Below are 16937 nucleotides of genomic sequence, written 5' to 3' on the forward strand. Positions count from 1 at the left end.
AACAAATTAGTCGCAGGCAGAGCGCATTAATTAACGCATGCTTTAGCTGTACCTTCCTACGATGGCATTACCCAACAGGTTAAACGGTCTACGACAGGTTAGCCGTACTCTCAGCCTGCATTCCGCAAGCTCCCGCGAGTATTCAATTGTGACAAGTGTAGTCTACCTTTTCGTAAAATGCAACTACATTTTTTAGAGCGATGACTTGGTAAATACAAACGTAAATATAGTGCCCGTAGGCGCACTTTCAATCTGAATCTCCGCGGAATGACGTCTTGCAATGTCATAGCAAATCGACAAACCAAGACCTGTCCCCTTCTCTTTCGTCGTCAAGAATGGGGTGCCGATCTGTTCGATGATTGACTTAGGAATACCAGATCCTTCATCCTGAACGAAGAAGCCTAATCGCTCCTCATCCTCGAATATTTCCACGATGACAGTCGAGCCAATTTCAGATGCCTCGAGGCTGTTCCTCACCAAGTTAATGAGCACCTGTTGAATTTCTTTCGAGTTAAGCGGTATCGGCGATACGGACTTCTCGATAAACACCACGTTCTTGCCCATCATCGTTGCATCTGCTTCCAATAAAGGGAGCACGACTCCCAATGATTCCGACAAGTCCTGCATCTCTCGTACCGAGGAATCATTTTGCTTCGAGAGAGATAGGAAATTACCTATAATCTCGTTGGCTCGATCCAGTTCGCTGATGATAAGATTGTTATAGTAGGCATTGTAAGTCTGATTCCGCTGATTTAACTGCAAGAACCCTCTAACTGTGGCAATTGGATTTCTAATCTCATGACTGATGCTAGCTGCCATCTGACCGACGAGGCTGAACCGATCCAACCGCTCCACCTCGCTGCGGAGTCTCGTTTGTTCTTCGATCTTCTCCGTAACGACATGCTCAAGATATTCTTTATCCAATTGGATCTCCCGCTCCCGAAGCACGAACCGCGTAATCTCCTCTGATGTCGCAAGCACGCCGAGAATTTGACCTGCCTCGTCAAGTATAGGAACGGAATTCCAGACGGAAATCGTGCGATGCCCATCATCCCATACAAATTCCAATACTTCATCCTGCACTTCTTCTCTGTCGCGGCCGGAGCGTTGCATCGGCATTTCGTCCGCTAGTAGTTCTATCCCTTCTCGAAACACTTTGACACTCGGCGGCTTGAGTGAGGAGTGGGAGAAGACACCACCCGCCGGAATGCGCAGCATTCGCGACGCTTTCCGATTATGCAGGATTGATGTACAGTTACGATCCGTAGCGATAGATACCCCGCCTGGAGAGATATCGAATATCTGCCAGTATTCATCCGGGATATGGTTATTGGTATAGCTCGTATTTTGCCCAGATTCATATGAATGGTTCTTGTACAAAGATAGCACTCCTTCTGAATAGTTTGAAATGAGAAAAGCCTAAATAAAAGCCGCTCTCGCTGGCTCTTACTTAGGCTTATGTCCAGCGCCGTGTCTGGCCCATTAAGACCTCTTATGGACTTGGATGCAGGATGAGGACGATGATGGATTTATCGAGATGAAAATCCCAATCGACAAAAGCATCAACGACGCCTGCATGAAGTATCTTCTGGAAGCGATTGTTCCGGTGAAGATGGCCCTTCTCCAAATTGCGTTTAGCCAGCTTCAACGTCTCTTCTTGTCCGATACGAATCAATTCTTTCTCAATACTAATCAGAATCCCGATGCGCATAACGAGTATAGTTCTTTCATTGATCTTATAGGAGTAGGTTTTCTCCGGCTTCTTCTCCACATTATGACTGATCAAGTCAATTTCTTGGTGAAGCTCTTCTTGGCCTGCGTACGTCCCATGTACATTTGTGGAGAACGGATGGTCCTCCTCGGAGTCAATGCCGACCATGACGCCGGATTGATTGTGCAAGCCCCAGTCATAATAGAATTCTTGAATATTCATGCCTGTGAGCAGTAGTATATATGCCTTCATCTCAGGAAATAACGATTTCATTAACAGATCTCTCGTAGTCTGGATCGCATAGACTTGATCTTGCTTAAGTAAAATCTTTTCCGTAGGTGAAAGGAAATTCCGCAAATAAATAATCACGAAAGGCCGGTTAATGCTAACGAAAATGGACTGTGGTCCTTTACCGAAAGCATCCCTTAGCAATCTGCCAATGTGGCTTGTTAGCTCTGCTTGAATCTGTTTGTCATTTGTTTCCATAACATTCACTCTTATCTGTAGGCAGAAGCATCATATCCTCTACCCTACCTGTATTTTAATGATTCTTCGAGAGTTAGACAACTATTCTTATCAATTATCTATATTTTTCGCTTTTTCTATTCATAGATCATCATAGACAAACAACCACACCCGATAAGGATGTGGTTGTTTGTTGTTTCCGCCTCTATTAACTGCTCCGATACTTTCGAATCTTATCCGCATAAGACGCTGCCAACTGCTTGGCTGCCAGCTGGGACTGTGCATTCGCATACACCTGAAAAATCGGCTTCTCATGATCAGGAAGAATGAGCGTCCAGCCTTCGTCATGGAAGATCTTGATTCCATCAATAAGCTCGACATGCTTCCCCTTCGTCTCCTGCATCAAAAAGCGCATAACCTTCCCTTTTTCTGACCATGGACAATCGACCTTTTCCTTCAGCAGTGCAAAAGCAGGTATCGTCTGGACAAGCTCGGATAGTGTGGCCCCCATGAACGCCATCATCTCCATGCTGCGTACGAGTGTATAGATACCGTCGAGATAGACATGGAAGCCGCCTTGCTGACAGCTCTCCAGGATGGAACGCGTGTCCGCCTTCGTCCGTGCTACCTTACGATTGCTCTGCGCAACCATCAGTTCTGCAATCTCTGGAAAATGAACCGGCACCTGTATGACGTCGTCCTTGGAAGCTTGCAGCTGGATGCGCATCTGAAGCATATGAGTAAGCTCATCCGAGATAAGCTCTCCCTGCTCCGTGACAAGCTGAATCCGCTGCCCGTTCGTGTCGAGCATGACACCAAAATCAGCACCGTTATCTCGCACCCAATGTGCAAGCTCCGCCGGTTCCGTTACGACACTGTTCAGCTGAATGACGCGGCAGCCCAGCTCCTGTAGAAACTCCGGCAGCACATGATTCAGATTGTGTCCGTTATATACCGTCACTACTTTATACGAACGGCTTGCGATGAGCTGTGTATCCACGGCTTCGAGCAGATCGCGGCGATATAGACGCCCCACTTCCGGACAAGTACGCTTACGCCCGACCTCGCTTAATTTGATGATGCGCTGGTCCTCCTGCACGTAGGCGTTCTCGACTTTGCGCTCCATCGCTTTCGTAATCGGCAAGCCCTTCTCATCCAGAAACTCAATAACCGCTTGCTCTTCTCCATCTTCCTCCGTCATTCGTACATAGATGCCAGCAGCACAATCGAGATGACATGCCGCATAGCGGGCAATGGAGGAAGTAACTGCGCCAAAATGATACGTATGGATACCCGAAGCATGAAGTCCGGAAGTGAAAGCTTCCGCCATTAATTCAGCGAACGGCGCCGAGTCATAGCCGATACCGACCGTAACCCCCGGCGGCAGCGCAGTGCTGAGCGCCATCGACAACCGATTCACGAAGCTGGTCGTCATATGGACGTTACATGCGCCTTTGACGCCAAACTGTCCGAAGATTGTCTTCGCCGCCTGCTCACCCCAGATGAGCGAGTGTTTCAAGACGGCATTGTCTTCGACTGACTTGTTCGGGAACATTTTCACACCTGAGGCTACAACACTATGAATGCCTACGACGCAATTGTCGCCAAGCACTGCGTCTTCTCGAATCGAAGCGCCGTAACGGCAAATCACGTTGCGGCATAGCGTAGCGCCATTGATCTCCACGTTATTATCCAGCATATTGTGCTTCCAAAGCACGGTTCTTTCTACCGATGCATGGTCCAGAATCATAGACCCGCCGCCAATAATGCTATATTCGCCAATCATAGCCTGTTTCCCGATGACGCTGCGCTCCCCGATATAGGCTGGACCGATAATCGAAGCGGTTGGATCAATCTTCACACGCTCGCCTACCCATACGCCAGGCGCGATCTCATGTCCTGGCAATTCAATCGCGACTTTACCATCCAGCATATCGAACTGCGTCTGCCTGTATTGGTTCAAGTTACCGATATCCGACCAATAACCATCCGCTACATAGCCATACATCGGACGATTATTCTTCATTAGCATCGGGAATAGATCTTTGCTGAAGTCGAACTCTTGATTCTTCTCCGAATACTGGAACACTTCCGTCTCCAAGATATAGATGCCTGTGTTGACCGTATCGCTGAACACTTCACCCCAGCTTGGCTTCTCCAAAAACCGGTTGATGAGGCCGTTCTCATCGGTCATCACTACGCCGAACTCTAGCGGGCTGTCCACTTGCGTTAACACTAGCGTTGCTACAGAGCTCTTCTCTCGATGATACTCAATCGCACGGGTAAGGTCGAAATCCGTGAGCGCATCACCGCTGATGACCACGAACGTCTCATCTAGGAACTGCTCTGCATTCTTCACACTGCCGGCTGTGCCGAGCGGACTTTGCTCTTCGAAATAATGAAGACGGACACCGAAATCCGAGCCATCGTCAAAATAATTTCGAATCGCTTCAGGAATGAACTGCACCGTTACCGCGATGTCCGTGATGCCGTGCTTCTTCAGTAGTGCAATCGTGTATTCCATGACCGGACGGTCCAAGAGAGGAACCATAGGTTTCGGCGTATTGCTCGTTAATGGGCGAAGTCGGGTTCCTTTTCCACCAGCCATAATGACAGCTTTCATTGTAGCCCTCCTGTAATTTCAATTGTGGCAGCCGCTTCCTTGCTGGCTTGCAGCTGTGCTTGCTCCAGTCGAACTTGGCGGTACGTGCCGATTGTTTCGCGTGCTATCGTATTCCAATCATAGTGATCAAGCACTTTATGGAATGCATTCCTCGCCATCGCTTCGGCATTGGACTCATCTTGCAGCATCATAATGAGCCGCGAACTTAATGACTGCACATCGCCTGGTAGCACCGTGAAGCCATCTTCACCGTCTTGGACGATTTCCGCTAGCCCGCCGACACCAGACACGATAACCGGGAGCTGTGCTGCCATCGCCTCAATCGCGACGATGCCGAACGGCTCGTATAGACTCGGGAAAACGGCGGCGTAGGCTGATCGGAACAGTCGGTTTCTTGCGCTGTCGTCTATAAATCCAGGGAAGAAGACTTTATCGCTAATACCAAGCTCGAATGCGCGGAATTTCAGCTCATCAAGCATCGGTCCTCTGCCCGCTAGTACAAACTTCGCTTCTGGACATACCGCAAGCACAGCAGGAATGCTTTCGAGCAGGACATGAACGCCTTTCTCTCGCACCATTCTGCCAACATAGAAGATGATCTTCTCGTCTGGCAGCGCGAAAGGCTCTTGGGCAGCAGGTTCAGATGGATTTGATAAGACTTGGAAGTCGTCTATGATTACACCGTTAGGGATGACATTAAGCTTATCCGCTGGCAGTTGAAAGAGCCCCTGTAATTCCCTCTCCATATACTCGCTGCACACGATGACCCGCCATGCTTCATACGTCATCTCCCACTCCTGATGATGAATCTGATGCTGAAGCTCCGTATGAATCCCTTGATTGCGGCCATGCTCGGTCGCATGGATCGTTGCAACTAACGGCAAGCCGAATTGGTGCTTCAAAGTCTTCGCCGCTTGATTCACCAGCCAGTCATGGGCATGAATCAGTTGGAACACGCCATAATGGCTGATCAAATGCGAAGCATAATCGGTCATGGCGAGATTCAGCTGCAGAATCCATTCCATGAACGAGAGATTAGCAGATTGATAGGCCCTTACGCGGTGCACATGGACCCCGCCATCAACCTCATACGCCGGACAGCCGTCCACATGACAAGTAATAACATGGACTTCAGTTCCAAGTCGTGCAATCGTACGGCTTAGATCATAGACATGTCTCGATAAACCGCCGACAACCATCGGGGGGTATTCCCACGCCAGCATGAGCACTTTGAATCCTGATGATGAAGCCTGTAAATGAACGATGTTATCGCCGCCTATGTATCTACCGGAGAAGTAGATTTGGTAATCCAAGTCTGGGAACAGATTATCTCGAAGCTCAACCTCAGTTAGCCAGCGCTCATCTATGAATCCTGTCTGCAGCATTTCATAGATCCGACCGAAACGGCCGACGTGATTGTTCACTCGTCTGACGGCATAGTCTACCATTGTGCGATTATCCATAATGAATGGCCAGTCGCTGCTTTGCGCTAGCAGCAGCTCGCGAGCCGCTTGATTAAGCGCTCTTGTCGTCTGATCATCAGCTACTGTATACCGATCAGCTAGCTCGATCATCTGCTCTTCCATATTGTGAAGATGGCGATAGATCCACTGATTCGTATCGTTTAACCATACTTCACCATATCCGCCTCTTCCCCACGTGGAGAAAGAGAGACGGCACTGTTCATTGACCGGATATTCTGCCAAATAAGCCGCAGGCGTCGACAGCTTAACTGTCTGCTGCTCGGAATCCAGCTTTCTGAACAGTTCTTCCAGCCACATTGGTCCTTCGTACCACCAATGGCCGAACAGCTCCGCGTCATACGACGCGACAATGATCGGTTTGCGGTGCATGTTCCCCGCTAGATGCTCCGTTTGCTTCTCCCTGTTGAACATGAAGTTGCCTGCATGGTACTGGGCCTTCTGGCGTGCCCAGTCTAGATTGTAAATCTGCTTCTCGGCGTTATTGCCTGTGATGCGGCAGTATTTCATCCCGGTGTTCAATCTCAGCCCGTCAATCGGGAGATGCGGATTCAAATATTCCATATCGAGTTCATAGCCAATATCACGATAATATTCACGGTAATCGAAATCACCTGGATAGCCTTCTTGCGCGCTCCATACCTGCTTTGATGTTTCTTCATCCCTGGCGAATGCGGCGATACCTCCGGGAGTCACGATCGGCGCGTATACGCCTTGAGCCGGCGATGGATCCGCGTGCTGGAACACATGGCTATCCGTCATAAAGAACTGGATGCCGAATTCCCGAAGTACATGATCAAGCTCCTCGCGGTATCCGCATTCCGGCAACCATATGCCGCGCGGCGCTTTGCCGAAGTGGGCCCGATGCACCTTCACGGCATTCTCGATCTGCGCTCGCAGCGCTTGCTCCGTGCGAATATATGGCAAGAAGGCATGCGTTGCGGATGAGGTGATGATCTCCAAGTAGCCTTGATCCGACATCGCTTTGAAGCCTTCGATGATGCAGCTGCTGTAAGTCTCCACAAAGCGCAGACGCATATGACGGAACTTCTCCGCATACATCATGACCACCGGCAGCAGCGCTTCATCTTCTTGCACTCTAGCAATCTCTTTATCCGCTAGTTCGATCAGCTGATCCATATGTTTAACATACCGCTCCTGCAGCAGCGGACTTGCGAGCATGGAGAGCAGCGTCGGCGTCATTGACATCGTCAGCTGGAACGCAACTTGATCTCGGACGAGCCCTTCCATCATGTCGAGCAGCGGAATATACGTCTCCGTAATGGCCTCAAACAGCCAGCGTTCTTCGATATAGCGTTCACTTTCAGGATGGTGCACATAGGGCAAGTGTGCGTGCAGCACGATGGAGAGATAACCTTTTTCCACAGTAGACTTCCTTTCCGGCTGTTTATTCTGCAATGGAGTACCCGGTGAACGATTCAGCCCAATCAGGCTGCTTAATTGGCTCAACACTTGCCCACACGCTATTATTCTCAGCGGAGCTGTGCTCGCTACTAAGCCTCGGCGTCGCGGCTACATTGGAGCGAAGCAGCGTAATGAATCTGCCGTCAATCGCAGTCGTACCGAAATCGACACAGAAGACAGTTCCCGCAGACATCTCTTTGATAAACCAATTGTCTGCATCTGAGTTCACCTGAATATCCCAAGACCGGTTTGCGTTATCGCCATTGAAAGCCGTGTACGATACGTCATAGACCCGCAGCCATTTGGGCAGCTCATGCCATGCGCAATGAAAATGCTGCTCAATCATCCGAATTCGCCGCTCGGTCAGCATCCAATAGACATATAAGGTCTTCGGATCTCTCGGGAGCAGCACAAGCCTGTCCTGATGGAGACCTGCAGTCTGCGGCAAGTATGCAAAGTCCACATCCGGAACTTCTACCATTTCACCGTTTCTTCCGCTGCTGCGGCTACCCTGTGGCAGAAGCCCATGCTTCGCCAGATGATACCTGACCTTACTGCTGCTAATACCAAGACGCGCTGCAATTTCCCGCTGAGTCAATCCTTCTTGCTTTAATCGAATGATTTCTTCCAAACGACAACGTACCCCCTTTAATCATTGCGGCCGCTCTACAGTCGCCAAACACCTGCCGCATATTTACGCATTATAAAGGGATCTGGCTGAAAATTTGCTCGAACGATGCAGGTAAAAAAAAATAGAGACAAGGGCTCATCTGCAGCAGATGTCCCATGTCTCTATTTCCAAATTCATGTGTTTTTTTCGTGAAAATCTATCATTGAATACGCTTTATCTGCGTGATACACAAACAGGCATAAAGAACTAGGGGACTAAATACCCATTCCGTGTTTGACTCATGCTGTCGGGAGATTTCCTTATATTGGCCGACCTTCGACAGCAATCACGCTACGGCTGACACGCCTTGTAACAAAACAGTCACTTTTCTTACTTATTGAACAAATGAGGGATTCGTTCAGTCCGTTCTCAAGCATCTAACAAGCTATCCGAGCAGCGATAGCCGATAGTGCTCCATCTCAATAACACGACTTTCGAGTCGAGATTTCTCAGCTGCGAATGCCATCAGATGACTCTGCACGGACACTTTGGCTCCTGTTAGGCTCGCTTCCTTGCCGCCTTCACTCACCAGATGGATGAAGTCACGCATAATGCCGAAATCACCACCGCCATGACCTTCTGCTGGCGCATCTATCATTATTGTCTTCGTTTCACCTGTGGAGAAGTTCGACAGCTCAATCATGTTCTTCTCCATATGCGCCCGAATCTGGCCTCCGGTTCCCATTAGATTCATGGTTCTGCCGCCTTCCATCGTAAAGGCGCACATCGTGAAGGCTATCGTCACTTCATTCGCGAATTCCAAATTGACGACCTGGTGATCAACAACATTATTATCGCAGTGGTAGACGCATCTGCCATACGGTCCAACCCGCAATTCGTGCAACACAGCTTCCCTGCTCATATCGTCGCTGACCACTTTGCGTATCGCGAGGCCTGCCCAATCTTCGCGCTCCAAATACATTTTCGGCGCGTAATACGGGCAAGTGTGCTCTACAGGGCAGCCGTCCGTACAGCGGAGCGGCGCACCTAACGGTGCATGCTCGGTGCGAAAATGCGTCAGCGACCCGAACGACGATACTTTCGTACAGTCCGAATCTGCAAGCCATAGTAATACATCCATGTCATGGCAGCTCTTGGATAGAATCATCGGACTAGAGGACTCCGAATTACGCCAATTCCCACGCACGAAGCTATGCGCCTGATGGCGGTGCTCCACATTCTCTGTATGTTGAATCGCAATTAATTGACCAATCGCGCCATCGACAAGCAACTGCTTTAGTTGTTTATAGAACTCGGTATAGCGCAGCACATGACAAATTGCGAATACCCGGTCATGCTTCACCGCAATTTCACCTAACTGCACGCACTCCTCCGGGGTTACCGCCATCGGTTTCTCGAGCAAGACATGATAGCCCTGTTCAAGCGCTCGTTTTGCTGGTTCAAAATGCAGCTTATCCTGCGTACAGATCAGAACAGCATCTGCCAGCTTCGGCCCATCCAGCAGCAGCTCCCATTGCTCGAAGCTATTCTCGGTTGCGATGCCATGTGCCTCTTGAAACTTCATGCGCCTGTTCGCATCGAGCTCAGCCACAGCAGTAAACTGCAGTTCCTCCGGAAACTCGAGGCCATACGGACCATACGCGCGAGCCCCTCGCTGACCAGCTCCGATTAGCGCTGCTGTTACTTTTGGCATCAACATGCATCTCCCTATCATCTCGATAGTTACATACTCGATTATGCTGCGTGTGAACCCAACCAAACAAGTGACTAAAAAGAACAAGACTGCCTAAATCGGCAGTCATGTGAGGATTATCCATAAAGTTGTTCGAATTCAGCCTTCGTCAGGCCATAAATGTACTCGTCGTAATGCCGGCCTTTCGTATAGATCATATTGCGTAGTGTGCCTTCCAGCTGAAATCCAAGATGTTCTTGAAGTGCGGCAGATCCGTCGTTAAACGCATACACAGACGCATTCACTTTCTGATAGCGAAGCTCTTCAAAGTAGTACCGCAGCAACGTCTTCAACGCATCCTTGGCATATCCGTTCCGCCAGTATGAGCGAAAAATAGATATGCCATATTTGAACGTTCCTGTGCGCGCATTGCAGCTCACCGTACATACGCTACCCACAAGTGTCCCGTCATGAGTTACAATCGCCAAGAACACATTGTCTCCGTCAGGACCGTTCTGCGCCTGCTGTACCGCCCACATCCCCGTGCCTTCCTCCGAGCGTGGAAAATGAATCTCATCACATAATCTTGCATTCTCGGAATCGAGATCATTGTTGTGAAAATCTGCCCAATCCTCCGGCTTAACCGGACGCAGCCTAACTTTGGAGCCTGACCAAGCGTAATGAGTCGTCATTCAGCTCTTAACCTCCTCGACCTGCTTGCTTGAACTTCTATATCCTCTACTAAGTTAGCATAAATGAAAGACTTCTTCGACGTCTTTTTTGAGAAGCTTAACCGAGTGAGAATGGAGAGCTACATAGAAAAATGCCCGAGAAGAAGTCCCAAAGACCACTTTCTCGGACACTCTGTGAACCGCTTGTTATCTGACAAACACGCCACTTCGCTCCCCACCAGATTCAGTTAGCAGCTAACAATTGTTCCCCGGTTTCGTTGTAATATTTGCTCATCGCGACGAGCATATTGCCCATGCGCTCCTCTTCGGGGAATAAGACGCGCGCGATGCCTTCTTCGCTCATCGCTTCCGCAGTCACTTTGCCAATCGCAACCGCAAGCACACTGGTCTCAAAAGCTGCTCGTACCGCTTCCAATATGCCGAGACGCGCCGCACAGCCCATCACATAACGAACCTGTACCGTGCTGGTTAAGGTTACAGCGTCGATCTGACCACGGATGATCTCGTGAAGCAGCTGCTCTATCACTTCGTCAGCTGGCGCGATATGTCGATAGGGTAGAAGCTCTTCGCACACAGCGCCGCGCTGCTGCAGCTCACCGGTAATCTTCGGCGCAGGATCGCCATATAGCTGGAGCGCAACACGGCAACCCTGCAAGTCATAGCTGTCTAACGCACGCATTAGACCGGCGGTAGTGCCATCCTCATCGCGCACTTCGGGCACAAGCCCGATCTTGCGCAGCGCATTTACCGTTTTGTAACCCCGGGCTGCTAGCTTCATCCGGCCAAGCGCAGCGAGGAACGGCTCGGCTAAGCCAAGCTTCTCTGCGGTTTGCAGTAACGCTTCTGTACCGACACCTGTCGTGAGGATGAGCCAATCAGCCGGATGATCAATGAGCGCCCGCAGCTGCAGCTCTATCTGCGAATCATCGAGAAACACCGTGCCTTGCGCAGGGCGGATTACAGCCGTACCGCCGAATTTGCCGATCATACGGCTTAGCTCCTCGGCTTTTCGCGGACCGGTCACTGCTATGATTTTGCCATCTAATCGCGACATAACACATTCCTCCTCTATGATACTTTTGGCTCGCTCAGGTCGATCCGCAGTACAACGTAATCTCTCTCGTCAATATAGACAGGGAATGTCTCCACACAGCCATCATCCGGGGCTTGCACGAGTCCATCATTCAAGCTGATCTTCCAGTCATGAAGCGGACAATAAACATGACTCCCGCACACCATGCCCTCCGACAATTTGCCGCCCTTATGCGGGCAACGGTTTTCAATCGCCTTGACCGTGCCATCGGATTGCTTGAACATCGCAAGCTCAAGATCACCTAACCTTACAACTCTGCCTCTGCGCTCTGGAAATTCGGACAAATGGCCTATGATGACTTCATTCACCTGCAGCGCCCCCTCTCTTGTTCGATGCTCCTGATTCGGTGCTTGCTGCCGCTTCCGAGGATACCGGCGCCGTAAGCGCTTCGAAGGCGCTAAGAAGATCATCGTTCTCCACGATTTGCTTCCACGGATCCTGTGTACGACCAAGCGTCATATCAATTCGCTCATTCAGCGCATCGCGATCTACCTGGTTCGTAAGTGCAACTTTTATCGTATCGAGCCCGACTCGGAGCGACCATTCACTTGTCCGTTCGCCAAAGTTCGCCGTCTCGCGGTAGTACTGCAAGTAAGCGCCGGTCCACTCCAGCACCTCTTCCTCCGTCTTCACTTTCGTAAGCAGATCTGCTGCTCGCACCCGCATTCCGCCGTTGCCAGCCACATAAAGCTCCCATCCGCCATCAATCGCAACTACGCCGAGGTCCTTAATCGTTGCTTCCGCACAGTTCCGCGGACAGCCGGAGACAGCAAGCTTCACCTTGTGCGGCGTATTCAACCGTTCAAATTTCTTCTCCAAGTCGATACCCATCTTGATGGCATCCTGCGTGCCGAACCGGCAAAATGTATTGCCGACGCATGTTTTCACCGTCCGCAGCGCTTTTCCGTATGCGTAGCCTGAAGGCATATCGAGATCCTTCCAAACATTCGGAAGATCCTCCTTCTTCACGCCAAGCAGGTCAATACGCTGACCGCCTGTAATCTTAACAAGCGGCACGTTATATTTCTCTGCGACAGAAGCGATCTTCTTCAAGTCTCCCGGGGTCGTCACGCCGCCGTAGATACGCGGAACGACCGAGAACGTACCGTCCTTCTGAATATTCGCGTGGTTTCGCTCATTGACGAACCGGGATTCCAGCTCATCCTCATGGTCTTCCGGGTAGATCATGCCAATGTAATAGTTGAGTGCAGGGCGGCACTTCGAGCAGCCTTCGGGATTATTCCATTCGAGCACATGCATCACTTCTTTGGTCGTTGTCAGCCTCATGCGGCGAATAGCCTCGACAACATCATCGCGAGTACGCGACGTACACCCGCAGATCCCTTCCTTCACCACTGCGATTTGCTCTGTTCCAATCGTCGCCGTAAGTATCGCTACCACAACCGGCTTGCATGTTCCGCAGCTGCCGGATGCTTTCGTGCATGCTTTAATTTCGCCAACGCTGACGCAGCCTTTTTCCATAATTGCCGCCACAATGGTTTCCTTCGCGACGCCGTTACAGCCGCAGACGATCTCGTCACCGCTCATCGCTGCAGCAAGGTCTGCCTCGCTTAAGCTTCGTCCGCCTCCGCTTGATGAGCCCGCTCCGCCGAACAGAATTTCTTTCTCTCGGCCTGAATAATCTTCCCCACTCCGTATCGCTGCGTACACTTTAGAGCTCTCTATCGTATCCCCGAACAGAACCGCGCCTACGACTCTGCCGTTCTCAAACACGATTTTCTTATAAACACCTTCTAAGTCATCCTGCACCCGAAGCGCCTTCGTTCCCGGCCCATCCGCATAACGCCCAGCAGAAAATACTTGGACACCCGATACTTTGAGCTTCGTAGAAACGACCGACCCTTTATAGCCTTCTACTGTGACCCCCGCGAGCCTCTTGGCGAGAATGGCGCCTTGCTCATAAAGCGGTGCAACCAATCCATATAACTTCTCTCTATGCTCCGCGCACTCGCCAACCGCATAGATATGAGGAACATTCGTCTCCATATAATCGTCTACGACGATGCCGCGATTCACTTGAATGCCGCTCTCACTTGCGAGCTGTATGTTCGGCCGGATACCAACTGCCATCACGATGAGATCAGCAGCCTCCTCCGTTCCATCCTTAAAGCGGAGTCCGCTCACCCGAGCATCACCAAGAATCGCGTCCGATTGCTGCTGCAGCAAGAACCGCATCCCTTGCCGCTCCAGCTCCTCTTGCAGCATACGTGAGGCGGTCGCATCGAGTTGACGCTCCATAATGTGAGCATGTTTATGCACAACACTCACTTCCATATTTAAGTGAATTAATCCACTTGCTGCTTCAAGTCCGAGCAACCCGCCGCCGATTACAATCGCTTTGCGATAATGCTTCGCGGTTTCAATCATCGTCTCGCAATCTTTGATGTCCCGAAATGCAATGACGCCTTCCTTATCCGCCCCAGGCAGAGGAAGCATGAGAGGCAACGAGCCAGTAGCCAGCACAAGCTCGTCATATGGAATGGAAACGCCTTTGTCTGTTATGACAGCTTTCGTTGCTGCATCAATCGAAGTCACAGTCTCGCCCGTGTGAAGGGTGATGTGATTCTCCTTATACCAATCCCAATCATTCAGAATAATATCCTGCATCTTCGCGTCGCCAGCTAGTACAGACGAGAGCATAATCCGGTTATAGTTCGGATACGGCTCAGCGCCGATAATGGTGACGTCGAATCTCTTTGGATTCAGCTTCAACAGCTGCTCCACGAACGAAACACCAGCCATGCCGTTGCCGATCATTACCAATCGTTGTCTCATCGCGTCTCTCTCCTCGTATAAAAACATAAAAAGCCTACCCCGCTGTCGTCATGACAAAGCAGGATAGGCTCCATTGCCTAAAATCAGGGGCACGCCGTTGTGCCAACCATGTTCATATTCATGGCTTCAGTATAGCGGCGGGATAATGGTATGTCAACAAACTTGACACAAGTTAGGCGAGAGCTGATCACTTACACGATGTTTACACAGAAAATTCCATTTCGATATCGACGCGCCCCATTATTGGTGTTATATTTGATTACATATTTTCTCTCTTTTGTAAGAATGAATGGCGATTATGCCATCTTTGCGAGGTGATTGTTATACCGAGAACAATTCTTCTTATCGAACCAGAATCACTTGCCATCCAATCCCCCCCACATCTACAGCAAAGCTGCCATAAGCTGTACCGCGCAGCTACAGCAAGCGAAGCACAGCACCATATCCATATCGCGGATGCCGTCGTCCTCCATGTGCCGCATGCCAATCTGATTGATTGGCAGACGACGATAACAAGTATGAGACGTTTGCCCACCTATTGGCTGTACTCCGAAGACGTTGCTCTCAAACAAGGCGACTGGGGCTACACACCAGATGGCCTGTTATTCCCTTCAATGACTGTGAGCGAAATGAAGCTAGCCCTGCAATGGGGCCTCCGAAACTTTCAGCAGCGCAAGCACTGGACTGAAGAACGCGAACAGCTCCTCATGCGTCTCGAAGAACGGAAATGGATTGACCAAGCAAAAGCCGTTCTATGTGAGGTAAAAGGCATTTCTGAAGCGGAAGCGTATGATTTCTTGCGCAAGCAGGCGATGAATGAGCGGAAACGAATCGGCGATATCGCCGCTTCGATCGTCAAGGTGTACCAATTGATCCATGGCTAGCAGAATATTATGTCAGCTATATTGACATGAACATTTCACCGCGCATATAATGCAACTAAGATCACAATGACGTGTATCTGTTCCGTAAATAGTTGGCATGCACACCGATGTGCAGCCAGTGGCGATGAGGCCGTATTGCAGTTCCAATGACTGCAGTGCGGCTTTTTTATGTTCAATGAACCCGGGAACGGGAGAGGAGACCTGAGGAAGATGATGAATAAAGAGAGCTTTTTGAAAAGCGGGAATACCCCAACACTCGCGAGCGCCTTTTTATATTTTGACACGAGCTTTATGATTTGGGTTCTGCTCGGACCGCTAGCCGTCATCATTATGAACGATTACCAGATGGACGCTGCGCAAAAGGCGAATTTAGTCGCACTTCCCATACTTGGAGGCTCTATTCTACGGCTTGTACTCGGCTATATGACCGACGTCATCGGACCTAAACGCACCGGACAAATCGGCATGCTTCTGACCGTAATACCGCTTATATGGGGATGGAAATTCGCGGACTCGCTGAGCGAGCTGTACATTGTTGCACTGCTGCTCGGGATAGCTGGCGCTTCATTCGCTGCAGCTTTGCCGCTCGCTAGCCGCTGGTATCCACCGCAATATCAAGGTCTGGCGATGGGCATTGCCGGAGCCGGCAACAGCGGTACCGTCTTCACAACGCTATTCGCGAATCGGCTCGCAGAGCATTTTGGATCGTGGCATATCGTGTTCGGCCTCGCGCTGATTCCCATTGCTGTGGTGTTCATCACCTTCACCCTTTTGGCTAAGGACAGCCCGAATCAGCCATCACCGCGCAAGCCTGCCGATTACGGCGCTGTACTGAGGCAGCGCGACACATGGATGTTCTGTCTCTTATACGGCGTCACCTTTGGCGGATTTGTCGGCATGGCCAACTATCTCACCATCTTCTTCAATACACAATATGGTTTAAATCCGGTGCAAGCGGCTGATTTCACGACTGTCTGCGTCATCGCCGGAAGCTTCTTCCGCCCATTTGGCGGCTGGCTGGCAGATAAATTCGGCGGCGTACGGATGCTAATGGCACTCTATGGCGTGACCGCCGTGATGATGGCCTCCATTTCTTTTCTCCCACCGCTCTATCTCATCGTTCCGCTGCTGTTTATCGGCATGATGGCGCTTGGCATGGGTAACGGTTCCGTCTTCCAGCTTGTGCCGCAGCGCTTTAAAAACGAACTGGGTATCGTGACTGGCATAGTCGGGGCAGCCGGTGGCTTAGGCGGATACTTTCTGCCGAATCTGTTAGGAAGTCTGAAGCTATCGACCGGGTCATATACGATGGGATTTCTCATCCTAAGTGGCTTCGCGCTTACATGCATCGGCCTAATCTTGGCTGCTCAAGGCTCATGGAAGAGAACATGGTTCACAGCTGGGCGCTCCTCTCATGTTGATTCTCAACGTTCAACGATCGCGTCATAGCGAGAGACGACGCAG

Annotated in this window: 12 protein-coding genes and 1 riboswitch; of the genes, 2 read left to right on the forward strand and 10 right to left on the reverse strand. The window is 50.5% G+C overall.

Annotated features, from left to right (window positions below; all coding sequences use genetic code 11):
• Positions 1–36: 36 nt before the first annotated feature.
• A riboswitch (TPP riboswitch) is annotated at positions 37–146 on the reverse strand.
• Positions 147–192: 46 nt separating this feature from the next.
• The 10 genes from BMY11_RS15130 to nirB form a co-directional block, all read right to left on the reverse strand.
• Positions 193–1380 (reverse strand): ATP-binding protein, encoded by a 1188-nt coding sequence (locus tag BMY11_RS15130; RefSeq protein ID WP_090577557.1) that lies wholly within the window; start codon positions 1378–1380, stop codon positions 193–195.
• A 112-nt stretch (positions 1381–1492) separates the two neighbouring features.
• Complete coding sequence (locus BMY11_RS15135) at positions 1493–2197, reverse strand: Na-translocating system protein MpsC family protein (RefSeq protein ID WP_090577560.1); 705 nt, start codon at positions 2195–2197, stop codon at positions 1493–1495.
• A gap of 187 nt (positions 2198–2384) precedes the next feature.
• Positions 2385–4799, reverse strand: a complete 2415-nt coding sequence (locus BMY11_RS15140) for a sugar phosphate nucleotidyltransferase (protein WP_090577563.1) — start codon at positions 4797–4799, stop codon at positions 2385–2387.
• Complete coding sequence (locus BMY11_RS15145) at positions 4796–7666, reverse strand: 1,4-alpha-glucan branching protein domain-containing protein (RefSeq protein WP_090577566.1); 2871 nt, start codon at positions 7664–7666, stop codon at positions 4796–4798. Before BMY11_RS15145 ends, BMY11_RS15140 begins: the two co-directional genes overlap by 4 nt.
• Positions 7667–7688: 22 nt before the next feature.
• Complete coding sequence (locus BMY11_RS15150) at positions 7689–8336, reverse strand: DUF4912 domain-containing protein (RefSeq protein WP_090577569.1); 648 nt, start codon at positions 8334–8336, stop codon at positions 7689–7691.
• A 424-nt stretch (positions 8337–8760) separates the two neighbouring features.
• Positions 8761–10029: a Gfo/Idh/MocA family protein gene (locus tag BMY11_RS15155; RefSeq protein WP_090577572.1), complete on the reverse strand. Its 1269-nt coding sequence runs from the start codon at positions 10027–10029 to the stop codon at positions 8761–8763.
• 116 nt (positions 10030–10145) lie between these two features.
• Positions 10146–10700 (reverse strand): GNAT family N-acetyltransferase, encoded by a 555-nt coding sequence (locus BMY11_RS15160; protein WP_090577575.1) that lies wholly within the window; start codon positions 10698–10700, stop codon positions 10146–10148.
• A 223-nt stretch (positions 10701–10923) separates the two neighbouring features.
• Entirely contained in the window at positions 10924–11754 is an 831-nt protein-coding gene (locus BMY11_RS15165; protein WP_090577579.1) for a uroporphyrinogen-III synthase, read from the reverse strand.
• A gap of 14 nt (positions 11755–11768) precedes the next feature.
• Positions 11769–12101: a nitrite reductase small subunit NirD gene (nirD, locus tag BMY11_RS15170; protein ID WP_090577582.1), complete on the reverse strand. Its 333-nt coding sequence runs from the start codon at positions 12099–12101 to the stop codon at positions 11769–11771.
• Complete coding sequence (gene nirB, locus BMY11_RS15175) at positions 12094–14589, reverse strand: nitrite reductase large subunit NirB (RefSeq protein WP_090577585.1); 2496 nt, start codon at positions 14587–14589, stop codon at positions 12094–12096. The genes nirD and nirB overlap by 8 nt, the downstream gene beginning before the upstream one ends.
• A 314-nt stretch (positions 14590–14903) precedes the next feature.
• Here nirB and BMY11_RS29300 point away from each other — a divergent pair, with 314 nt between their 5' ends.
• A complete protein-coding gene (locus BMY11_RS29300) occupies positions 14904–15473 on the forward strand; it encodes an ANTAR domain-containing response regulator (protein WP_256217508.1) in 570 nt (189 codons plus the stop codon).
• Between the two features lie 213 nt (positions 15474–15686).
• Positions 15687–16922, forward strand: a complete 1236-nt coding sequence (locus BMY11_RS15185) for a nitrate/nitrite transporter (RefSeq protein ID WP_090577871.1) — start codon at positions 15687–15689, stop codon at positions 16920–16922.
• Positions 16923–16937 lie beyond the last annotated feature (15 nt).

The organism is Paenibacillus sp. OV219 (genome assembly GCF_900110075.1).
Classification (GTDB): domain Bacteria; phylum Bacillota; class Bacilli; order Paenibacillales; family Paenibacillaceae; genus Paenibacillus_Z.